The organism is Streptomyces sp. Ag82_O1-12, from assembly GCF_900182715.1.
GTDB classification, from domain to species: Bacteria; Actinomycetota; Actinomycetes; order Streptomycetales; family Streptomycetaceae; genus Streptomyces; species Streptomyces massasporeus.
In genome coordinates, this window is the sequence record NZ_FXUW01000001.1 from 4,669,112 (window position 1) to 4,690,117 (window position 21,006).

At 71.1% G+C, this 21,006-nt stretch carries 16 protein-coding genes, 1 tRNA gene and 2 pseudogenes; 9 read left to right on the top strand and 10 right to left on the bottom strand.

Translation table 11 applies throughout. From position 1 onward, the window contains the following. The first annotated feature begins 45 nt into the window (after positions 1 to 45). Positions 46 to 621 carry a SigE family RNA polymerase sigma factor gene (locus tag QOL88_RS21490; RefSeq protein WP_097223118.1) on the top strand — a complete coding sequence of 192 codons (576 nt, stop codon included), beginning with the start codon at positions 46 to 48 and terminating at the stop codon, positions 619 to 621. Continuing rightward, on the top strand, positions 618 to 1,787 hold the full coding sequence (locus tag QOL88_RS21495; protein WP_257027847.1) for a hypothetical protein: 1,170 nt from the start codon (positions 618 to 620) through the stop codon (positions 1,785 to 1,787). Before QOL88_RS21490 ends, QOL88_RS21495 begins: the two co-directional genes overlap by 4 nt. A gap of 218 nt (positions 1,788 to 2,005) precedes the next feature. On the opposite strand, the gene QOL88_RS21500 is transcribed toward QOL88_RS21495, so the two are convergent. After that, positions 2,006 to 2,800 (bottom strand): SURF1 family protein, encoded by a 795-nt coding sequence (locus tag QOL88_RS21500; protein WP_097218464.1) that lies wholly within the window; start codon positions 2,798 to 2,800, stop codon positions 2,006 to 2,008. Between the two features lie 100 nt (positions 2,801 to 2,900). After that, positions 2,901 to 3,725, bottom strand: a complete 825-nt coding sequence (locus QOL88_RS21505; RefSeq protein ID WP_097218465.1) for a class I SAM-dependent methyltransferase — start codon at positions 3,723 to 3,725, stop codon at positions 2,901 to 2,903. Positions 3,726 to 3,827: 102 nt separating this feature from the next. On the opposite strand from QOL88_RS21505, the gene QOL88_RS21510 reads away from it, so the two are divergent. Beyond that, positions 3,828 to 5,687 (top strand): S9 family peptidase, encoded by a 1,860-nt coding sequence (locus QOL88_RS21510; RefSeq protein ID WP_097218466.1) that lies wholly within the window; start codon positions 3,828 to 3,830, stop codon positions 5,685 to 5,687. A gap of 254 nt (positions 5,688 to 5,941) precedes the next feature. Here the strand turns inward: QOL88_RS21510 and QOL88_RS21515 are convergent, their stop codons facing one another. Further along, on the bottom strand, positions 5,942 to 7,834 hold the full coding sequence (locus QOL88_RS21515) for a potassium channel family protein (RefSeq protein WP_097218467.1): 1,893 nt from the start codon (positions 7,832 to 7,834) through the stop codon (positions 5,942 to 5,944). 183 nt (positions 7,835 to 8,017) lie between these two features. Between QOL88_RS21515 and QOL88_RS21520 the strand changes: the two genes are divergently transcribed. From QOL88_RS21520 to QOL88_RS21530, 3 genes are all read left to right on the top strand, one after another. Then, the gene (locus QOL88_RS21520; protein WP_257027848.1) at positions 8,018 to 9,076 is read left to right on the top strand and encodes a permease; all 1,059 of its coding nucleotides are present in this window, start codon (positions 8,018 to 8,020) and stop codon (positions 9,074 to 9,076) included. After that, on the top strand, positions 9,073 to 9,822 hold the full coding sequence (locus QOL88_RS21525) for a TIGR03943 family putative permease subunit (protein ID WP_097218469.1): 750 nt from the start codon (positions 9,073 to 9,075) through the stop codon (positions 9,820 to 9,822). The genes QOL88_RS21520 and QOL88_RS21525 overlap by 4 nt, the downstream gene beginning before the upstream one ends. A 64-nt stretch (positions 9,823 to 9,886) precedes the next feature. Further along, positions 9,887 to 10,297 carry a Pycsar system effector family protein gene (locus QOL88_RS21530; RefSeq protein ID WP_097218470.1) on the top strand — a complete coding sequence of 137 codons (411 nt, stop codon included), beginning with the start codon at positions 9,887 to 9,889 and terminating at the stop codon, positions 10,295 to 10,297. Between the two features lie 109 nt (positions 10,298 to 10,406). Here QOL88_RS21530 and QOL88_RS21535 read toward each other — a convergent pair. The 3 genes and pseudogenes from QOL88_RS21535 to QOL88_RS21545 all read right to left on the bottom strand — a co-directional run. Further along, positions 10,407 to 11,112 (bottom strand): annotated as a pseudogene (locus QOL88_RS21535) (DUF5994 family protein). Between the two features lie 40 nt (positions 11,113 to 11,152). Beyond that, positions 11,153 to 11,500, bottom strand: a complete 348-nt coding sequence (locus QOL88_RS21540) for a hypothetical protein (protein ID WP_097218471.1) — start codon at positions 11,498 to 11,500, stop codon at positions 11,153 to 11,155. A gap of 278 nt (positions 11,501 to 11,778) precedes the next feature. After that, a pseudogene (locus QOL88_RS21545) lies at positions 11,779 to 11,991 on the bottom strand (phosphorothioated DNA-binding restriction endonuclease family protein); the annotation flags it as partial. A gap of 252 nt (positions 11,992 to 12,243) precedes the next feature. Here QOL88_RS21545 and QOL88_RS21550 point away from each other — a divergent pair. Both QOL88_RS21550 and QOL88_RS21555 read left to right on the top strand, forming a co-directional pair. Further along, positions 12,244 to 14,934 (top strand): AAA family ATPase, encoded by a 2,691-nt coding sequence (locus QOL88_RS21550; protein WP_257027850.1) that lies wholly within the window; start codon positions 12,244 to 12,246, stop codon positions 14,932 to 14,934. Positions 14,935 to 14,989: 55 nt separating this feature from the next. After that, a complete protein-coding gene (locus tag QOL88_RS21555) occupies positions 14,990 to 15,361 on the top strand; it encodes a 6-pyruvoyl trahydropterin synthase family protein (protein WP_097218474.1) in 372 nt (123 codons plus the stop codon). 334 nt (positions 15,362 to 15,695) lie between these two features. Here the strand turns inward: QOL88_RS21555 and QOL88_RS21560 are convergent. From QOL88_RS21560 to QOL88_RS21570, 3 genes are all read right to left on the bottom strand, one after another. Beyond that, positions 15,696 to 15,769, bottom strand: a tRNA-Pro gene (locus QOL88_RS21560). Between the two features lie 47 nt (positions 15,770 to 15,816). Beyond that, complete coding sequence (locus QOL88_RS21565) at positions 15,817 to 16,587, bottom strand: Pr6Pr family membrane protein (RefSeq protein WP_097218476.1); 771 nt, start codon at positions 16,585 to 16,587, stop codon at positions 15,817 to 15,819. A 339-nt stretch (positions 16,588 to 16,926) separates the two neighbouring features. Further along, on the bottom strand, positions 16,927 to 17,865 hold the full coding sequence (locus QOL88_RS21570) for a metallophosphoesterase (protein WP_097218477.1): 939 nt from the start codon (positions 17,863 to 17,865) through the stop codon (positions 16,927 to 16,929). A gap of 135 nt (positions 17,866 to 18,000) precedes the next feature. Here QOL88_RS21570 and QOL88_RS21575 point away from each other — a divergent pair, with 135 nt between their 5' ends. Next, positions 18,001 to 18,465, top strand: a complete 465-nt coding sequence (locus QOL88_RS21575; RefSeq protein WP_030846180.1) for a GatB/YqeY domain-containing protein — start codon at positions 18,001 to 18,003, stop codon at positions 18,463 to 18,465. A 219-nt stretch (positions 18,466 to 18,684) separates the two neighbouring features. Here QOL88_RS21575 and QOL88_RS21580 read toward each other — a convergent pair whose 3' ends face one another. Further along, complete coding sequence (locus QOL88_RS21580) at positions 18,685 to 20,979, bottom strand: transglycosylase domain-containing protein (protein ID WP_097218480.1); 2,295 nt, start codon at positions 20,977 to 20,979, stop codon at positions 18,685 to 18,687. Positions 20,980 to 21,006: the final 27 nt, after the last annotated feature.

Below are 21,006 nucleotides of genomic sequence, written 5' to 3' on the forward strand. Positions count from 1 at the left end.
CGTCCGGCGGCTCTACGACCCCGCATGGCCGGTACGCCCGGTGGCATGCCGGTGATCGCGCCCGTGCCCGCAGCGCGGCCGGCCCGCATCCCCAGTCAGCGCGAAGGCGCGGAGGACGGCCTCGCGGCCGGCACCACCGTCGACCACCTCACCGAGACCTACCGGGCGCACTACCGCTCGCTGCTGGGTCTCGCCGCGCTCCTCCTCGACGACACCGCCTCCTGCGAGGACGTCGTCCAGGAGGCGTTCATCCGTGTCCACTCCGCCCGCAAGCGGGTGCGCGACCCCGAGAAGACCCTGGCGTACCTGCGCCAGACCGTCGTCAACCTCTCGCGCTCCGCGCTGCGCCGCCGCATACTCGGCCTGAAGCTGCTGTCGAAGCCCATGCCCGACATGGCCAGCGCCGAGGAAGGTGCCTACGACCAGCTGGAGCGCGACTCCCTCATCAAGGCGATGAAGGGGCTGCAGCGCCGCCAGCGCGAGGTGCTGGTGCTGCGCTACTTCGCGGACATGACCGAGGCACAGGTCGCCGAGACACTCGGCATATCGCTGGGCTCGGTCAAGGCCTACGGCTCGCGCGGTATCGCGGCGCTCCGGATCGCCATGGAGGCGCCGGCATGAGTGACGGCAACCGCGCGGGCGGCAACGGGCGCGACCGCCCCGAGCCCGCCGAGCGCCTCGACGAGCGACAGGCGCCGACCAGGCTCCACGGGCAAGATCCGAAGCAATCGCACGCTGGGAACGGAACTGTGAACCACGGCCCCGACGACCAGAGCCCCGACGGGTTCGGCTCGGACGAGCTGGACCTGCGCAGGATGCTGCACCAGGTGGTGCAGGAGGTGGAACCGCGCGACGGCACCCTGGACTACCTCCGCAAGGCGGTACCGCAGCGGCGGACCCGCAAGCGGCAGGCCGTCGTCGGTATGGCCGCCGCCGCGCTCTTCATCGGCACCGCCATCCCCGCCCTGGTGCACGTCTCCAACGCCACCGGCTCCGACGCCAACCCGTCCGTCGCCGGACACGCCTCCGAGACCCAGGGCGGCGCGAGCCAGGGCAAGGGCCCGGACGGCGGCGAGAGCACCGCGGGCGGCTCCTCCGGCAAGGCCGAGGGCAAGGACAAGGGCGACAAGAAGGACAAGGGCAAGGGCAAGGGGTCCGGCGCCTCCACGGGCGCGTCCCAGGGCGCCGGCCCCTCCTCCACCACCGCCGCCGGCATCCCGGCGTGCACCCCGGCCCAGCTCGGCCCCGCCTCCGGTAGTAGCAACGCCCCCGACTCCACGGGTGCGGTCTCCGGCTCCTTCCGTGTCACCAACGTCTCCGGCGCGGCCTGCACGGTCACCGGCCCCGGCTCGGTAGCCGCGCTGCCGCAGGGCGCCGCCGACATGAGCAAGGTCGGCTCGGCCCGGCACGCCGCGGGCGACGCGGCGGCCGGACTGCTGCCCGACCCCTCCCTGGAGGCCGCCCAACTGGTCCTCCAGCCGGGCATCGGCTACGACGTGAAGTTCGCCTGGGTCCCCTCCGAGACCTGCCCCACCCCCGGCGGCAGCGTCGGCGGCCCCGACCCCACCCCCGACCCCACCCCGTCGGACGACCCGGCGGCCACGGGCGGCACCTCCACCGGCGGCGACACCGGCACGGCCCCCCAGCTCGTCAGGGAGGACGGCACGGTCGACGGCAGCGTGGCAGTGACGTACACCCCGGTCACGGGCTCGGGCGCGACGTCGGTGACGGTGTCCAACGCGTGCGCGGGGACGGTGTTCTGGACGGGCGTGCTGGCGGGAGCGTAACGCCCTGAGCTGCGGGCATGCGTGCCGCTGGGGGCGGCGTCCGTCCCAAGGAGAGCGGCACCCCGCTACGCCGGGCTGCGCACCCATCCGGGCCGGCCTGAGCACTCACCTGGACCGGGCTGCGCACCCGCCGGGCCGGCCTGAGCACCCACCCGGACCGGGCTGAGACGTCGCTCACTTCACGTCGGACCCACGGGCCACTGCCGCCCGGACGCCGCTCACTTCACCACGGCGTCCACGGCGACGGGCTCCTCGTCCGCCACCAGCCCCAGCTCCGCGTCGCGTACGGACTCGGCCTCGCGCCGCAGCAGCCGGAACCACATGAAGATCACGAACCCCACGAAGGCGAACCACTCGGCGGTGTAACCCAGGTTCTGGAAGGCCTTCAGGTCCAGCCCCGAGTCCGGCGGCGCGGCGGCCGGCACGGCCTGCATGCCCGAGTCGCCCTTCGCCAGCGTGATCCACGCGTCGTACACGTCGTACGGCACCAGGTTCACCAACGACGCCGCGCTGATCGCCGCGGTCTGCCCGGCCGGCAGCCCGCCCTGCGCGCTGACGCCGTTGTCCCCGGGCGTCTCCGACGCCTGGAGCGCACCGGTGACCGTGACCTCACCGGCCGGGGGAGCGGGAATCTTCGCCGCGTCGGCGGAACCGGGCAGCCATCCCCGCACCACCGGCAGCGCCTCACCCGAGCCGGTCCGCAGCAGCGTCAGCACGTAGAAGCCCTGCCTGCCGTCGAGCTCCCGCCCGGGCACCAGCAGCTGCTTGCCGTACGTCCCGCTCGCGGTGACCAGCTTCCCCGACGTCGCCTTGTCCACCGGCAGCATGTCCCTCAGCGGCCGGGGCGCCTCGTGCCGGGCCTCGGACACCTGCTCGGTCGCGGTCCGGTGATCCTGCACACGGTCCTCGAACCGGCTCAGCTGCCAGGACCCCATGAAGATGCAGAAGGGGATGGACAACAGCACGAAGACGTTGATCCCCCACCATCGGGGCGTCAGCAGAAACCGGTACACACCCCCACGGTACGGGGCTGTCGGACAGCCCCGGCCCGCGGGGGTCGGCAACGGAGCGGGCCCGACGGCCGGTTCCGGACGGTGGGAACGCCGCGTACGGTCAGTCCTTGCGGGCCCGGATCGAGTACATCAACGGAATCCGCGGCCGGCCCTGCGGAAAGCGGAAGTAGCCGTCCCGCCGCTCGAAGCTCCCGAACCGCCGGAACAGCGACACGTCGTGCTCGTGCAGGAACTCGATCCGCAGCCCGGCCGCCGCGAGTGCCGAGACGACCTCGCCCACCGGATGCTGCCACTCGACCCGCCGGCTGTGCGTGAACGCGGCGCCCTCGGCCGCGTACGACCCCGCGCTCTCTTCGACCCAGGCGTCCCGGGCGAAGTAGTCGTGCGTGATCCGCGAGCCGGTCTCGTCGTCGAGGACGTCGGTGAGCGGGTGGAACTCGGAGAGGTAGAAGAACCCGCCCGGGGCCACGAGCGCCGCGACGGTCTCCGCCCAGCGCCCGATGTCGGGCAGCCAGCACAGCGCGCCGACGCCCGTGTACACGATGTCGTACGACGGGTCCGGGACCGCGGCCGCCGCGTCGTACACGTCCGCCGCGACGAACGCCGCCCGGTCCGGGCCGAGGCCGAGGTCGCGGGCGAGCCCGCGGGCCAGGTCGACGGCGGGTTCGGAGAAGTCGAGACCGACGACACGGGCGGCGCCGTGCCGGGCCCAGGACAGCGTGTCGAGGCCGATGTGGCACTGCAGATGCAGCAGAGAGCGATTGCCGACATCACCCACCTCGGCGAGCTCGAAGTCCCGCAGGGGGTCCTCACCGGCCCGGAAGGCGTCCAGATCGTAGAAATCACCGGCCACGTGCAGCGGCACCCGCTCGTCCCAGTGGGCGCGGTTGGCCTCGTTCCAGTCGGCCGGGGTGGGGGAGTACAAGGGTGCGACTCCTGACCTGCTCGGAGGGGGGACCGGTGGAGGTTATCCACAGGCTGGGGACCTCGCCAGCGAATTGTCGGCCGGGGCGGGCAGTATGGGGCCATGACTGAGAGCAACGGGTCCGACGCGCGGGATCAGCGGGACCAGCACGAGCAAGCGGTACAGGCGGGACGGCAGGAGCGGATGCCGGACTGGGAGAAGCGCTTTCGGGCGCCCCGGGTGTCCCTGCCCGACTGGGCGGAGGACGCGCCGGACCACTCCCTGTTCGTCTCGAACGCGACCGGGACGTACGAGCTGTACGCCTGGGACCGGTCGACGGGCGAGCAGCGCCAGGTGACGGACCGGCCGAACGGCACGACGGACGGCGTGCTGTCCCCGGACGGCGCGTGGATCTGGTGGTTCGACGACAAGGACGGCGACGAGTTCGGCGTGTGGCGCCGCCAGCCCTTCACGGGCGGCGCGGACGAACCGGCCGCCCCGGGCCTGGACGCCTCCTACCCTGCGGGCCTCGCTCTCGGCCGTGACGGGCGTACGGCGGTCGTGGGCCGTTCCACGGACGAGGACGGCACGACCATCCATCTCGTGCGCACCGGCGAGGACCCGGTGGAGATCTACCGGCACCGCGAGTCGGCCGGCGTCGGCGACCTCTCCCACGACGGCTCGCTCATCGCCCTCGAGCACACCGAGCACGGCGACGCGATGCACTCGGCGCTGCGCGTCCTGCGCCCCGACGGCACGGCGGTCGCCGACCTCGACGACACCGAGGGCGGCACCCGCGAGCTGGGCCTGGAGGTCCTCGGCTTCGCCCCCGTCGACGGCGACACGCGCCTGCTCATCGGCCACCAGCGCCGCGGCCGCTGGGAGCCCCTGGTGTGGGACGTGGCCACCGGCGAGGAGACGGACCTGGCGCTGGAGCTGCCGGGCGACGTCAGTGCCGAGTGGTACCCGGACGGCAGCGGCCTGCTCATCGCGCACAGCTTCGAGGCCCGCAGCGAGCTGTTCCGCTACGACCTGGCCGGCCGCACCCTGTCGGAGATCCCGACCCCGAAGGGCACGGTGTCCGGTGCGACGGCCCGGCCCGACGGCAGCGTGGAGTTCCTGTGGTCCTCGTCGGCCGAGCCGTCGGCGGTGCGCTCCACGACGGGCGGTGTCGTGCTCGACCCGCCCGGCATGAAGTCACCCGGCTCGGTGCCGGTGGAGGACGTGTGGGTGGAGGGCCCGGGAGGCCGCATCCACGCCCTCGTACAGAAGCCGCAGGGCGTGACCGGCCCGCTCCCCACGGTCTTCGACATCCACGGCGGCCCTACCTGGCACGACAGCGACTCCTTCGCGGCGGGCCCGGCGGCCTGGGTCGACCACGGCTACGCGGTGATCCGTGTCAACTACCGCGGTTCCACGGGCTACGGCCGTGCCTGGACGGACGCCCTGAAGAACCGTGTCGGTCTCATCGAGCTGGAGGACATCGCCGCGGTCCGCGAGTGGGCCGTCACCTCCGGTCTCGCCGACCCCGACCGCCTGATCCTCACCGGCGGCTCCTGGGGCGGCTACCTCACCCTGCTCGGCCTCGGCGTCCAGCCCGACGCGTGGACGCTGGGCATCGCGGCGGTGCCCGTCGCCGACTACGTCACGGCGTACCACGACGAGATGGAAGCGCTGAAGGCGATGGACCGCACGCTCCTCGGCGGCACCCCCGAGGAGGTCCCCGACCGCTTCGAGGCGTCTTCCCCCCTCACCTACGTCGACCAGGTCAAGGCTCCGGTCTACATCTCGGCCGGTGTCAACGACCCCCGCTGCCCGATCCGCCAGATCGAGAACTACGTCGAGCGCCTGGAGAAGAGAGGCGCGGTGCACGAGGTGTACCGGTACGACGCCGGTCACGGCTCCCTGGTGGTGGACGAACGGATCAAGCAGGTCCGGTTGGAGCTGGAGTTCGCGGAGAGGCATCTGAGCCGACGTCCGTGAACCACGGGCATGCGTGCCGCCTGGGGCGGCACGGGTGGGCGCGAGCGGCACCCCGCTGCGCCGGGTCGCGCCACGCCCCGGCCTGAGCGCACCGCCGAGCATGTGGTGACGCCGGGCGGCGAAAGGCCCGTTCGGCGTCATCGAGTGCACGGCCGAGCATCTGGTGACGCCGGGCGGTGAAAGGCCCGTTCGGCGTCACCGAGTGCACCGCCGAGCATGTCGTGACGCCGGGCGGCGCAGGACCCGCTCGGCGTCTACGCCCCCGCCCGATCCCGCCTCCTGCGCCCCAGCAACTCCGCCAACCCCCGCCGCGTCGCCGCCAGCACCACCCGGTCTCCCGCCCCCAGCACATACGTAGGAGGCAGATCCCACACCAGCCCCGAGGCCGGCGCGCTGTCCTCTTCCCCGCTCTCCCCCTCACTCCGCCGCCGCCCAGGAGGTGACGTATTGAGCGCCAGCACCCGCCACGCCCCGGCACGGAACGCCTCCCCGACCGTCCGCCCCTCCAGCTGCGGATGCCCGGCCACATCCACCTCCGCGAACAGCAGCACCCGCCGCTCCACCGGGATCGCCCCCAGGATCTGCCGCCCCATCATCGCCCCGGCGAACGCGGGCGCGGCCAGATGCGACACACTCCGGCTGCGCGTGAGGGCGAACGGGTGCGCGGCCCGCAGCGTGCGGTACACGGCCGTCGCGAAGTCGTCGTCGTACAGCCGCAGCACGACCCGCAGATCGGGCCGTACGGACCGGGCGTACAGCGAGGCCTCCAGATTCGTCGTGTCCGCGCTGGTCAGCGCCAGCAGCGCATGGGCGCGGTGGATCTTCGCGGCCTCCAGGACCCCTTCCTGGGTGACGTCCCCGAGCACCACCGGCACCCGCAGCCGCCGCGCCGTGGCCATCCCGCGCGCGTCCGGATCGGACTCCACGCACACCACGGGAATGTGCAGCTCCCGCAGCCGCGTCAGCACCCGAGTCCCGATCTTGCCGAGCCCGAGCAGCACCACATGACCGCCGAGTCCGCGCGGCGGCTTCCGCAGCGCGGACGCGCTGCGGAACGTACCGAGTGCCTCCAGCACCGCGGCCAGCAGCACCGGCAGCAGCAGCAACCCCACCAGCCCGGACAGCAGTTGCAGCACCTGACGCGCGGTCGACTCGTGGAAGGCGGGATCGTTGATGCCGAAGAGATCGAGCAGCGTCACGTACGTGGCGTACAGCGGATTCTCGCCGGTCACGATCATCAAGCCCACGGCGAGCGCCAGCACACAGGCCACCAGCCCGGCCAGCGACCACCGCAGCCGCCGCGAGAACAGCGAGGCGAACGGCGGCACACCTCCCCGCCCGGCGGGCAGGGACGGCCCGGAGTACGACACCTGCTCCAGGACGACGGTCCCGCGCCCCGTCGCCGAAGCCACCGCCGCCTCGTCCGGCAGCAGATGCGGCCCGTGCTCCCCGCTGCCCTCGGAACCGTCCGCACCGGCCGGGTCGTTGCTCGTCGCGGACAGCAGCGCCAGGGTGCACAGCCCCGGGTCGGCCACCTCGCCCGGCAGCGGCGGCTGCCGTTCCACCGCGCGCAGCACGAGCCCTTCCGTCTGGACGACCTTGCTGGTGCCCACGAGGGCGGTGGCGGCCAGCGCGGGCGCGGCCGTGTCGGCGTCGGACAACACCGTCGTCGACGCGTCGAGGCCCGCTCCCTGCCCGTCCCCGGCGGCCACGGCCGCGGTCTGGTCCAGCAGTTCCTCGATGTGCTGCCCCAACCGCCGGTTGTAGAGCCGCAGTACGAGGCGGATGCGGGGGTTGAGCCGGCGGGCGGTGAGGGCGGCCCGGATGTTGGTCTCGTCGTCGTCGTAGACGAGCGCCAGGGCCGCCGCCCGGTCGGCGCCCACCTCCGTGAGGACGGCCTCGGTGATCTCCGGAGCCTCCACGACCTGCTCGTTCGAGGCCGGTTCACCGCTCGTGCCGGTCCGGTTGACGGCCGCGTTCACGACCCGGTCGAGCAGTGCCGCCGAGGCGGCCCGGGCCCGTCCGACCACGGGCTGGCGCACCCGTCTCCCGGAGGGCGGCACGACGAGCGTGACCTGCTCGGCGTAGACACCTCGGAGTTCGGCGGCCAGCCGGTGCGCGAGCCCGTCGTCACCGCACACGATCATGTGCGTGGCCGGATCACTCGGCTGGCCTTGGTTCGGAACGCTCCCCACGAGGAGAAGACTGCCTCACCGGGACGGCCGGTTCCAGAAGGGGACGGTGGGGCGTGAACGCCCGGCCGTCGCCGTCCGTACGCAAGGGGAGGGAATGGGGCAATGCCCTCGCGCACCACCGGAGGTACCGGGCCCGTGGCCATCACGAAGACCGCCCCGCAGGACGGCGCCGATCCTGGGGAAGCCGAGCGCGGGGATACCGAGCCTGCGGACACCGCGCCGGTCGGCGGCACGGAAGAGGAGGCACGGCACCTCAACTCCCCCCTCCTCCTGACCCTTTTGCTGCTGACGGCGGTGATGTTCCAGGACCCGCTCCGCGGGGCCCTGGCCGCACCGGTGATGCAGAGCTGGATGACGGTGTTCGTCGCGGTCATGGTCCAGGCGCTGCCGTTCCTGGTGCTCGGCGTGCTGCTGTCGGCGGCGATCGCGGTGTTCGTGCCGCCGTCGTTCTTCGCCCGGGCCCTGCCGAAGCACCCGGCCCTGGCGGTCCCGGTCGCGGGCGCGGCGGGCGCGGTACTGCCCGGCTGCGAGTGCGCGTCCGTGCCGGTGGCCGGCGCCCTGGTCCGCCGCGGCGTCACACCGGCGGCGGCCCTGGCCTTCCTCCTCTCGGCGCCCGCCATCAACCCCATCGTGCTGACGGCGACGGCCGTGGCGTTCCCCGGCAACCCCGAGATGGTCCTGGCCCGTTTCGTCGCCAGCCTGCTGGTGGCCTGCTCGATGGGCTGGCTCTGGCACCGCGTCGGCCGCACGGACTGGCTGCGTCCCCCGGCCCGCGCGTCGTACGAGGGACAGAGCAAGGGTGCGGCCTTCTGGGGCTCGGTCCGCCACGACGTGACGCACGCGGGCGGCTTCCTGGTGGTCGGCGCGATGGCCGCGGCGACCCTGAAGGCGGTGGTCCCGGCGGACTGGCTGGGCGTCGCGGCCGGCCATCCCGTGCTGTCGGTCCTGTTCCTCGCGGCCCTGGCCGTGCTGCTCTCCATCTGCTCGGAGGCGGACGCGTTCGTGGCGGCGTCCCTGACCCAGTTCTCGCTGACGGCCCGTCTGACGTTCCTGGTCGTCGGCCCGATGATCGACCTGAAGCTCTTCGCGATGCAGGCGGGCACCTTCGGCCGCGCCTTCGCCCTGCGCTTCGCCCCCGCGACCTTCGCCCTGGCCGTCGTCGTATCGGCCCTGACCGGAACGGTCCTGCTGTGAACCGCCTGGCCCAGACGGCCCTCCTCTTCCTGCTCGGCGCGACCCTCCTGCACGCCGGCACCACCGACCTCTACCTGCGCTACGTCAAGGAGGGCCTGCGCCCCCTGGTCCTCCTGGCGGGCGCGGTCCTGATCGTCACGGCGGCGGCAACCCTCTGGTACGACCGCCGCGGCGCCTCCACCCACGACCGGGGCGCCCCCGCCCATGACCCGGGCGCTGCCACCCACGACCACCACCGCGAGCCCCGCATCTCCTGGCTCCTCACGCTCCCGGTCCTCGCCCTGATCCTGGTCGCCCCGCCGGCCCTGGGCTCCTACAGCGCGGCCCACACCGGCACGGCCCTGACCAAGCCCTTCGGCTTCCCGGCCCTCCCCGCCGGCGACGCCCCCCTCCACCTCGCCGTGGCCGACTACGCCGGCCGCGCGATCTACGACGACGGCCGCGCCCTCCGCGACCGCGAGCTGAAGATCACCGGTTTCGTCACCCTGGACCGCAAGGGCGCCCCCTACCTGGTCCGCATGGGCCTCAACTGTTGCGCGGCGGACGCCCAGCCGGTCAAGATCGCCCTGGCGGGCAACGTCCCTCCCGTCCTGCGCCCGGACACCTGGCTGGAGATCACCGGCACCTACACACCCCGCCGTACGAAGGACCCGGTCAACGACGGCCCGATCCCCTACCTGGAGGTGACGACCGCGAGACCGGTCCCCACCCCGCACGACCCTTACGACGAGACGTGGAACACCTGAACTGCGGTATGACACGGCCTCGTTGGGGTACCCGCAAGGAACCGCTGATCAGCGAGGGGCACCCATGACCACACTCCGAGGCGGCCACACCGCGGACTTCGACCGGCCGCTGCTGCCCGAGGCGATCCGCGAGGAACTGGCGAAGGCCGACCACCGGGCCAACCTGACCCTGGCCACCCTGGGCGCCACCCTGGCCGCCCTCCTCACCGCGATCACCGCAGGCGTCCTCACCCCCACCCAGTACGCCACGATCCCCCAGCTCCTCCTCTGGACGGGCTGCGCGGCCTGCGCCCCGTCCCTGGTCCTGCTGAGCCTGGCGAGCAGACCCGACCCGGCCACGACGGCCGCCACCCCGACCCAGCTCCTGAGCCGCACCACCTGCACCAAGCGCCGTCGCATACGCCATGCGATGGTGTGGGGCGGGGCCTTCCTCACCCTGACCCTCGCGGGGACGCTGGCGGGAATCCTCTCCTAGGCCCGCCCTCCGCCTCTCGGTCGGCCATCGCGTCGGCGCGGGCCGATTCGGCAACCCGTACACGCGGTCGGCGAAGACACCGCCTGATCAACTGTGATGAGTGATACGGCTACGGCGCGGCGGGAAGCGGCCGCGGCCCCCGTCGCGGTGGTCCCGCCGTTCGCCGACGGTCGGCCGTTGACACCGCGGAGGCGCCGCCCTCGTACTCCCGTGCCTCGTCCGGGCCCAGTGGCTACTCGGCCGCGACGCCGTGCCGGGACTCCTCCGCGGCGATGAGCGCACTCGCGGTCAGCGGCGGGCCGTCGTGGCCGGAAGCGGCAGCCATCAGCCGGGCCGCCGACTCCGCCCCGGTCTCGGGCGGGACGACCAGGAGATCCCAGCGGCTGGTGCCGTAGGAGAGCAGCAGCAGCTTGTGCGGGTCGATCTCCCTGGTGAACCAGCCGACCTTGACGATGTGGCCGTCCACGGGAACCTTGCCGGGGATGACCGGCCAGTGCGTCGGGTTCACGGCGATGCGGGTGATGCGGCCCCACAAGGGGTCCAACACGTCGGTGAGTGACGGCAGTTCGCGCAGCAGATCCCGGGAGCGAGGCCACCAGGCACCGTCCAGGAGTCCGCAGGAGGCGCCGTCGGTCTTCAGGGCGAGACGCGCGGCCGGGGCTGCGACGGGCTCGTGGTGCGGCAGGGTTGGGTACAAGGTCGCCGACATGATGCGGACCCGTCTCCGGGCCGCCTGGGGCGGCCCGGGTTTCATCCTTCGCCGAGAACGACCCGGCGTGGAAGCCGGTGTGCGGAATGCTCTCGGTGCTGTCCACACTACTCCGCGTTGTGCCGCGGCAGGGAGTATGCGGCCGCCTAGAGCTGGAGCAGCCGCTGGGTGATCTCCCGGTACTGCCTCAGCGCGTGCCGGAGTTCGTCGGACTGTGTACCGGGGCTCTGGTCCTCCCATCCGGCGCGCAGGAGACGCCGCCGCTCCGCGAGGGCGTTCACGAGCTGGGCGGTGGCTTCGTCGTAGGCGCTCTCGGCCTCTTCCAGCGCCTCGCGTGGAGTGTCGGCGAAGGTGTTGAGGGCGTGCCGGAGGCGCTGGAGGATCGTGTCCCTTTCGGCCGACGGGAGCAGCGGCTCCGGGCCCGGGGTGCGGCGTTCGGCGGAGCCCCCGGTGGGGCCCGCGGGCTGCTGGGCGCGTGTCTGGTCGTACATCATCGGTTGCCGCTTCCGTTCCGCCCGAAGGCGCTCTTGGTCTTCTCGACGGCCTGCTTCAGGCTTCGGAGACCCGGTCGATCCTGCCTCGGCGTTGCAGTCGCTTGTCGCGGGCGACCCTGTTGTCCGGTAGTGGCATGGCTTGCGCCGTACCGCCAGTCAACGTCCGGCGACAGTCGGTGTCAACGAGGTGGCCACGCGATCCGGCCCGTGATCCAGACCGGCGCGGTGGTCATGGACGGCATCTGAATGAGGGGTCCGAAGCGGTAGTCACGCTGCGGATGGCGTTTTACCTGTTCAGAGCGTCTGGTGGGCGGTCCGTACTCGGTCAGCGGGCGCTGCAGATCCTCCTCCACCGCGCCGTACCGCAGTTCACCGTCGGCATCCTGCTGGAACCGGCCGAGCGCGTACAGGAACAACAGCGGCTTGTGCGGAGCGCGGCTCCCACTTCTACTCCACTGCCTCAGCTTTGCGGTGCGCTCCAGCCAGTCCATGACCGGCGATCGTAGTCGTGCCTTGTCGACAGCGACCCGCGCAAGGTCTGCAGGTCGCATCCGACAAGCCGAAGTTGAGTGCGGGAACGTCACACTCCACGATTGCGGCCGAAAGCAGCGTCTGTGGTGGGCCACCTCAGTAACCCACACGATGAGCCGACTGGGAGACGCGTTTCACATGATCTACCGTGGGCGGCAAGTGGCGCTGTGAGTGCGGAAGTTCGGTGACCAACGACCGAAACGGGGGCTGTGGTGCGGACCGGGTTTGTCGACCGCGTGGAGCACATGGACGAGCTGCGCTCGTTGCTGGCAGACGTGACCGAAGGGCGCGGTGGCCGGGCGATGGTGGTCGACAGCGTCTCGGGTATGGGGAAGTCTGCATTGCTGCAGGCGTTTGAGTCGGAGACCGCCGCCTCTCACGGGCCGGGCCTCTGTCGTGTCGTATCCGTGCGGTGTCAGCCGTCGATCGGGTCGGCTCTGCACTACGGAACGATTGTCGAACTGCTCCTTCAGTTGGCCCGGGATCAGGAGGTCAAGCAGCCCGGAGTCTTCCGTCGGCTGCTGAGCTTCACCGGTCAGGGCGTTGTCCGCTCTGCTCCTGAGGTGCTGTCCGCGATCGTGCCCGGCCTGGGCGCCCTGTTCACCCTGGGCAAGGAAGTGGCGGAGACGTCCCTCGCTTCTGGATCGATGCCGTTCGACAGCCTGCTGCCTTTCCAGCAGGGAGCAGCGGCACAGATCGTGGACGCTCTGCTGGATCTCGTTCGGCAGGGTCCGCCCACCGTCGTGCTCATCGACGACATCCAACACGGCGATCCGAGCAGCTTGCTGGTCCTCGACCGATTGCTGCGGCGGCTGCCCGGCGAGCCGCTCGGCCTGGTACTCAGCCACACCACGGACGGGGCCTACGTCGATGGCCCGGAATCCATGGTCGAAGATCTGCTGCACGACTGGGCGAAGGACGGACTCCTGCGACGGCGGGTGCTGGGCGGCCTGCCACACGACGCGGTCGCCGAGTTGGTGCGCTACCGGCGCCCGGACGCCCCACCGACATTGTCGGAGCAGCTGAGTCGGCTGACCGCCGGCCACGCCGTCTTCGTCACCCTCTGCCTGGAGGAGTGGCGTCCGGACACCGGCCCCACAGTCGAACTGCCCAGCAGTCTCTCGCGCGTGGTGGAAGAACGACTCCGGCTGCTCACCGAGCTGGATCGCGAACTGCTCATGATCGGGGCGACCCACGGCGAGACGTTCCTGTCACGCACGGTTGCCGAGGTCAAGGGAGCACCCCACGACGAGGTGATGGAGCGGCTGCGGCTCATCGCCGCCCAGCACCGGTTCATCCTGCCGACACAGCCTCCCGGGTGGGCGCGACTGGACGCCTCCGACTGTTATCGATTCGAACACAGCGCTCTGTGGGGCGTGGTGTACGACCAGCAGACCCCTCAGCAGATGCGGTCTCGGCACGCCCGCATCGCGGCGGCGCTCACGACCGGCCCGCTGGACGGGATGCCACTGGAACGTCGGCTGGAGATCGCCCGCCATCTCCGCAACGGCGGTACCGAATGCCTGCTCGTCTCGGCCGAGGTGCACTACGGGCTGGCCCGGGACGCCGCGATGGAGGGGCTGTCCTTCGCCGAGGCGGAGCGGCACTGCGAAGAAGTCATCAAGGCGGTCCGGGACCTGCCGCAGCAGGAGGAGAGCCGGGACCAGTGGCTCGTCCAGGCCGTGGAACTGCTGCTGTCCCTGACAGAGGTGCGCTGGCGCGGCCAGCACCAGTCGGCCGGCGGGCCGGACATCGACGCCCTGGCCGCCGAGGCCGAAGCCGCGGCGAGGCGCTGCTGCAGCCCTGAGTTGGCGATCCGTACGACGCTCCTGCGCGGCAAGACCCTGCTTGCTACCCAGGGTCTGGTGCCGTCCCTGGACAAGCTTCGCGCGGCCGTGGAACTGGCTGAGCAGCACGGCGATCCGGTACCGCTCTTCGTCGCCCGCGTCGAATACGGGCGGCAGGTGTCAAAGCGACGGCTGGCCGACGGTCTGGCTCAGCTGCAGGAGGCCGAGCGCATGTATGCCTCCGACCCACGACTCGGCGGCACCACTGATCCGGTGCTCCAGCACGCTCGCAACCTGGGAGAGATGCAACTCGGCATCACCCTCTACGACAGCGGACACCTCAGCGAGGCCCAGGCCCGGCTGAGCCGCTGCGTCCAACGGCTGCGCGACGAGCCGCTGAAGGCGGAGCTGCCCATAGCGCTCAACTACCTGGCGCAGGTGCATATGGGCCTCGGCGCGTACGAGGATGCCGAGGAGGTCCTGGGCGAAGCCCTCGCCTTCGAAGCCGACCGCGGAGGCGACAGCGGCTGGCACGCCTACAACAAGGCGTTGCTCGCACATCTCCTCATCCAGCAGCGGGCGAAGCGCGCCCAGGCCCTGGAACTGATCGCCGACGCATGGGCGGAGACAGAGCGGACCTGGCTGGCCAACCTCGTCCCCATCGTCCGCAATCTGTACGCAGAGATCCTGCTTCTCGCCGCTGACGCACCCGGAGAACTCCTGGATCAGGCCGACCGCCTGGCTGTGGCCACCTGTGTCGAGACCCAACGCAGCGGCATGATCCGTAGCGAGATCGCCGCGCACTCCCTGCGCAGCCGCATCCTGCTCCGGGGAGGCGACACGGTTGGAGCTCAGGAACAGGCGCGACAGGCCGTTCGCATCCTGGACGAGGTCGGGGACATGCCCGCTCTCCGCACGGAGGAGGTGCTGTACCACTCCGGCGTGGTGCTGGCCGCCGGGGGCGTGCGGGAGGAGGCATCCGTACTCCTCCAGCGGGCCCGGCGTGAGGTCGACCGCAAGGCGGAGCAGGTCACCGACGACTTGTCGCGCGACCGGTTCCTGACGCGTGTCCCCCTCAATAACGCCATCCTCCATGGCGAGGGGGCCGCCCAGTGACCAGGCCGGACGGCCGACGAGGGGTTCTGACGGCAGGTGGCAGACTGGAGCCGTCATGCTGACGATCACCAAGGAGTTCCACTTCTCGGCCAGTCATGTCCTCGACCGGCTGCCGAGCTGGCACCCCTGCGCCCGCATGCATGGCCACAACGACGTCGTCGTGCTGGAACTGTCCGCCCGCCGCGAGGACCTCACCGAGGCAGGCTTCGCCCGTGACTACCGCGACCTCGATGCTTTCAAGAAATGGCTGGACGAGACCCTCGATCACCGTCACCTGAATGAGGCGATGGGGGGGGGTATCTCTCCGTCGGCCGAGAATCTGGCTGCATGGATCTTCGACCTCTGGACCGAGCGTTTCCCCGAGTTGACCGCAGTCAAGGTCTCGGAGACGCCCAAGACGTGGGCTGAATACCGGCCGTCGCGGTGAATGGCGACGGCCAGCCCCTGCGGCTGACTTGTCCGCCTCTTCAACCAGCTGGTTTCGAGGGACGCAGGGGGCAGGCAGGTCATCCATCCGGCGTGGTGTCGGAACGAGGGCTATAGCCCGCCCGGTCGGACCTCTCACGCGGTCTTCCGGGGCACCGCTGGCGAACGTACAGATCTGGCTGGCTGCCTCCGCTACGGAGCAGCTGGCAGCGGCGTGATCACCTGTGAGACCTCCGGCCAAGATCTTCTCCCGGATTTCTCCCAAACGATCTCCGGAAAGCCGTCAGGGGCCTGATCCACTCACTGGATCAGGCCCCTGACCTGCTAATTCGCTGTCGGGGTGGCGGGATTTGAACCCACGACCTCTTCGTCCCGAACGAAGCGCGCTGCCAAGCTGCGCTACACCCCGATGTCGCTGCTGTCGCGGCGACGACGTTTACTTTAGCCCACCGGTGGCTAGAGACGAAATCCGGTTTTGCCGCGGTGGCGGATGGGGTTCGGGCGGGCGTGGTCGAGGCCCACGAGGAGCACGGCCAGGGCGTAGAAGGAGAGGCCCAGGAGGAGGGCGTTGCCGAGTACGCGCTTGAAGCCGTCCTGGCCGACGTCCAGGAAGGGGTAGAGGTAGCGGTCGGGGGTGCCCGGGAGGAGCAGCTCGCCCCGGGTGAGGCAGAAGGCCAGGTAGGCCATGGGGTAGAGGAGCCAGGTGCTGGCCTGGCGGAGGTGCATGCGGCCGGGGGACGTGAGCAGGAGCCAGTCGAGTGCCGCCGCGATCGGGGTCACCGTGTTCAGCACCGCGTGGGAGAGGGCCTGCCGGCCCGTCGGGGTGGCGGCCTCACCCGTGAGGGAGAACGGGCTCGCCGCGTTCGCCAGGAGCAGGTGGTGCACCAGGGCCGCGATGACGACGTAGAGCAGCGTCGCGCCCAGTACGGCACCCGGCAGGGGCCGGCTCGCCGTCCAGGCGCGGCGGGCCGAGAGTGCCATGACCAGCGCCAGCAGCATGTTGCTCTGGATCGCGAAGGAGCTCAGGACCCGGGACGGGTCGCCGAGGAGCAGTTCGACGGTGACACCAGCGACCGCCGCGAGGGCGATGAGCAGGCGGAAGGCCGCGGCCGCGGGGCGGCGGACCGGGGTGACGACGGCCGTGGCCGGCACGGGGGCGGGCTTCAGCGCCGGCGGGGACGGTATCGCTGGGAGGTCCGGGATGTCCCGGGGTATCGGGGCGGTCATGCCCCCACGCTGACAGAAACGGACATAGGGGGCGATGTGGGCGGGGCTGTGCGGGTTACCCACCTGGGTACGTCGCCCGGGCCGGTCCACCTGGGTAGATCCGCCCGGACCGTCCACCCGGGCCGGTCCTCTGGGTAGGGCCGCCTGGGCCGTCCACCTGCGTCGGTCCACCCGGGCCGGTCCACTGGGCAGGTCCGCCCGGGCCGTCCACCGGGCAGGTCCGCCCGGGCCGTCCACCTGCATCGGCCCGCCCGGCCCGGTCTGCCCGGCGCGCCCGCGCGGCCCGTTCCGCCCGGCCCGGCCTAGCCGGGGCCGTCCACCCGGGGCGGCCCCCTCGCGTTACCTTCCCCGGACCTCGCGCCCCACCAACGTCAGCAACGTCGCCTCCGGCGGGCACGCGAACCGCACCGGTGTGTAGCGGTTCGTGCCGCAGCCCGCCGACACGTGGAGGTACGACGTATGGCCCTCCGCCGTGTGCGTGGACAGGCCCTTCACCCGTTCCGTGTCCAGGTCGCAGTTGGTGACCAGGGCGCCGTAGAAGGGGATGCACAGCTGGCCGCCGTGGGTGTGGCCGGCCAGGATCAGGGGGTAGGCGTCGGCCGTGAAGGCGTCCAGGGTGCGCAGGTACGGGGCGTGCACGACGCCCATCGAGAAGTCCGCCGCCTCGGACGGGCCGCCCGCCACCTGCGCGTAGCGGTCCCGCTTGATGTGCGGGTCGTCCAGGCCCGTGAGCTCCACCGAGCCGCCCTCGAGCTTGAGCTCGCCGCGTGTGTTGGTCAGGTTGAGCCAGCCCGCCGCGTCGAAGCCGTCCCGCAGGTCCTCCCACGGGTTGTGCACCACGCCCTCGGCCGGCGCGTTGCCGTTGAGCCCGTGGCGGCCCTGGGCCTTCTCCAACAGATAGCGGGCGGGGTTGCGCAGCTTGGGGCCGTAGTAGTCGTTGGAGCCGAAGACGTACGCGCCCGGGAAGTCCATCAGGGGGCCGAGGGCGTCCAGGACCTCCGGGACGGCCTCCGGGTCGGAGAGGTTGTCGCCCGTGTTGATCACGAAGTCGGGGCGCAGGCCCGCCAGGGACCGCAGCCACCGCTGCTTCTTGCGCTGGCCGCCGACCATGTGGATGTCGGAGACCTGGAGCACGCGCAGGGGACGCATTCCCGCGGGCAGGACCGGGACGGTGACCCGGCGCAGGCGGAAGGAGCGGGCCTCGAAGCCCGCCGAGTACAGCAGTCCGGCGGCGCCAGCCGCCGCGATTCCCAGGGGTACTCCATATCGCGCGCGCATACGACCATCGTGTCAGACCCGGGCCGTGGCCCGTGCCGGAGCCGTGCCCGAAATCCCCTGACGGCACCGGGCATTAGACGGCCGCCCCGCAAATCGAGGGGCGCCGCTCCTCCCGCACCTGCGACAATCGGCCCCATGACCACGCTCAAGTCGAAGCTGCAGGAAGACCTCAACGTTGCGATCAAGGAGCGCGACGAGCTGCGCTCCTCGACGCTCCGGCTGACGCTCGCCGCGATCACCAAGGAGGAGGTCGCGGGCAAGGAGAAGCGCGAGCTCTCCGACGACGAGGTGCAGAAGGTGATCACCCGGGAGGCGAAGAAGCGGCGTGAGGCGGCCGACGCCTTCGCGCAGGGTGGTCGTGCCGAACAGGCCGAGCGGGAGAAGGCGGAGGGCGAGGTCCTCGCCACGTACCTGCCGCGGCAGCTGTCGGACGAGCAGCTCCAGGAGATCGTCGCCCAGGCCGTCGAGGAGGCGAAGGCGGCCGGTGCGGAGGGGCCGCGGGCCATGGGTGCGGTCATGAAGATCGTGAACCCGAAGGTGGCCGGGCAGGCCGAGGGCGGCCGCGTCGCCGCCGCTGTGAAGAAGCTGCTGGCCGGCTGATCCTCCCGTACATCTCGGTCGGACGTCGGCTGATCTTTCACTCAGCTGATCTTTCGGTCGGCTGATCTTTCGGTCGGCTGATCTTTCGGTCAGTTGACCTTTCGGTCTGCTGATCTTTCGGTCAGGCGCGGGCCGACCTCTCAGTCGAACGAAGACGGCCCCCTCCCACCCACGCGGGTGAGAGGGGGCCGTTGTGTCGCGTGAGGTCGCGCCGCCGGCTCAGCCGAACCGGCCGCCGTTGCCGTTCCCGCCGTTGCCCTGCCCCCGGATGAAACCCTCCGGGATGGAGAACGAGGGCGTGGGCTCGTCGCCGCCACCGCCGTTGTTGCCGCCGACCAGGCCGCCGATGAAGCCGTCGTTGCCGCCGTCGCTGCCGTTGTCGCCGTTGCCCCCGTCGTCACGGCCGCCGTCCCCGTCGCCGTCACCGCGGTCCCGGGGCTTGCTGTCGGGGAGATGGACGGAGTTGAAGTTCTCGACGGGCTTGCCCTCCAGCGCGCCGGACATCATGTCGCGCCAGATCGGGCCGGGGACCTCGCCACCGAAGACCTTGCCGTACGACCGGCCGCCGATGGTGATGCCGGACATCTTCCGCTTGTGCGCCGGGTCGCCGACCCAGACCGCACCGGCCATGTTCGGCGTGTAGCCCACGAACCAGGCCGCGTAACGCTCGTCCGTCGTACCGGTCTTGCCGGCGCTGGGACGGCTGCCGAGGCCCGCCTTCGTGCCCGTACCGTCCTCGACGACGCCCTTCAGCAGCGCGTTGATCGTGTCGGCGGTGTCCTCCGACATCGCGCGCGAGCAGGTCGACTTCGGGACCTCCAGCGACGTGGTCTTGTCACCGACCCGCCGGTTCACCGACTCGATGGCGATCGGCGTGCAGTACATACCGCGCGAGGCGAAGGTCGCGTACGCGTTCGCCATGGTCAGCGGGGACATCTCCTGGGTGCCGAGGGCGATGGAGGGCACCTGCGGCATCTTGTCGCCGTCGGCCCGCACGACGCCCATCTTCTTGGCCATCGTCGTCACCGGGCAGATGCCGATGTCGCTGATCATCTGCACGTAGTAGGTGTTGACCGACTTGGCGGTCGCCTCCCGCATGTCGTACGGGCCGACCTCGGAGGAGTTCTCGTTCTGGAGCTTCGCCGGGCTGTTGGGGTCGTTCACCCACCGCTTGCCGTCACAGGCCGAGACCGGGCTCGGGTACGCCATCCGGTACGGCGACGAGTACACCTTGTTCGCCGGCATGCCGTCATCGAGGGCCGCGGCGGCCACGATCGGCTTGAACGTCGAACCGGGCTGGTAGCCCATGCCGCCGCCCATCGACTGGTCGACGGAGAGGTTGATCTGCGTCTCGTTCTTCTTGAAGCCGTACGGACGCGACTGGCCCATGGCGAGGATCTTGCCGGTGCCGGGCTGGACGATGGAGGCGGCGGTGGCCACCTCGTCGCTCTTGTAGACGTGGTCCTTGATGGAGCGCTGCGCCGCGTCCTGGGACTGCGGGTCCATCGTCGTGCGGATGGTGAGGCCGCCCTGGTTCCAGATCTTCGCGCGCTGCTCCTTGGTCTTGCCGAAGACCGGGTCGGTCAGGAAGACCTCGCGCACGTAGTCACAGAAGAAGCCCGCGCCCTTGACCGCCGTGATGCAGCCGTTCTTGGGCTTGCTGACCTTCAGGCCGAGCGGCGCCTTCATCGCGTCGGCGGCCTGCGCCCGGGAGATGTCACCGACGGCCGCCATGCGCTGCAGCACGGTGTTGCGGCGCTTGGTGGCCTCCGCCTCGTCGTTGACCGGGTCGTACCGGCTGGGCGACTGGACGATGCCGGCGAGCAGGGCCGCCTGCTCCACGCTGAGGTCCTTGGCGGACTTGGAGAAGTAGCGCTGGGCGGCGGCCTCGACGCCGTAGGCCTGCTGGCCGAAGAACGTGATGTTCAGGTAGTTCTCGAGGATCTTCTTCTTGCCCAGCTCCTCCTCGACCTGGATCGCGTACTTGAGCTCGCGGATCTTGCGGCCGATGGTCTGCTGGGTGGCCTGCGCGACCTTCGTCGGGTCGTCGCCCGCCTCCTCGATGAAGACGTTCTTCACGTACTGCTGCGTCAGCGTGGAGGCGCCCTCGGAGACTCCGCCGGTCTGCGCGTTCTTGTTGAGGGCGCGCAGGACGCCCTTCAGGTCGACCGCGCCGTGCTGGTAGAAGCGCGAGTCCTCGATCGCGACGATCGCCTTCTGCATGTACGGCGAGATGTCCTTGAGGGGGACCACCGTGCGGTCACGCGAGTAGACCGTGGCGATCTGGCCGCCGTCGGCGTCGAGGATCGTGGTGCGCTGACTCAGCGGCGGGGTCTTCATGTTGGCCGGGAGCTCGTCGAAGCTCTCGACCGATCCCTTGGACGCCAGTCCCAGCGCGCCCACCGCGGGCAGCGCGATGCCGGCCAGCACGGCTCCCGCGAGGACACTGACACCGAGGAACTTGGCGGCCTGCTGCGTGGGGGACAGACCACCGCCCGAGCGCTTCTTTGGCATGAGGGCAGCCTACGTTCTCATTCGCCG

Bases quoted from the DNA above. Each gene is read 5' to 3' on its own strand.
- QOL88_RS21490 (WP_097223118.1), top strand. From the start codon at position 46: ATGCCGGTGATCGCGCCCGTGCCCGCAGCGCGGCCGGCCCGCATCCCC.
- QOL88_RS21495 (WP_257027847.1), top strand. From the start codon at position 618: ATGAGTGACGGCAACCGCGCGGGCGGCAACGGGCGCGACCGCCCCGAG.
- QOL88_RS21510 (WP_097218466.1), top strand. From the start codon at position 3,828: ATGACTGAGAGCAACGGGTCCGACGCGCGGGATCAGCGGGACCAGCAC.
- QOL88_RS21515 (WP_097218467.1), bottom strand. From the start codon at position 7,834: ATGATCGTGTGCGGTGACGACGGGCTCGCGCACCGGCTGGCCGCCGAA.
- QOL88_RS21530 (WP_097218470.1), top strand. From the start codon at position 9,887: ATGACCACACTCCGAGGCGGCCACACCGCGGACTTCGACCGGCCGCTG.
- QOL88_RS21540 (WP_097218471.1), bottom strand. From the start codon at position 11,500: ATGATGTACGACCAGACACGCGCCCAGCAGCCCGCGGGCCCCACCGGG.
- QOL88_RS21555 (WP_097218474.1), top strand. From the start codon at position 14,990: ATGCTGACGATCACCAAGGAGTTCCACTTCTCGGCCAGTCATGTCCTC.
- QOL88_RS21565 (WP_097218476.1), bottom strand. From the start codon at position 16,587: ATGACCGCCCCGATACCCCGGGACATCCCGGACCTCCCAGCGATACCG.
- QOL88_RS21570 (WP_097218477.1), bottom strand. From the start codon at position 17,865: ATGCGCGCGCGATATGGAGTACCCCTGGGAATCGCGGCGGCTGGCGCC.
- QOL88_RS21575 (WP_030846180.1), top strand. From the start codon at position 18,001: ATGACCACGCTCAAGTCGAAGCTGCAGGAAGACCTCAACGTTGCGATC.
- QOL88_RS21580 (WP_097218480.1), bottom strand. From the start codon at position 20,979: ATGCCAAAGAAGCGCTCGGGCGGTGGTCTGTCCCCCACGCAGCAGGCC.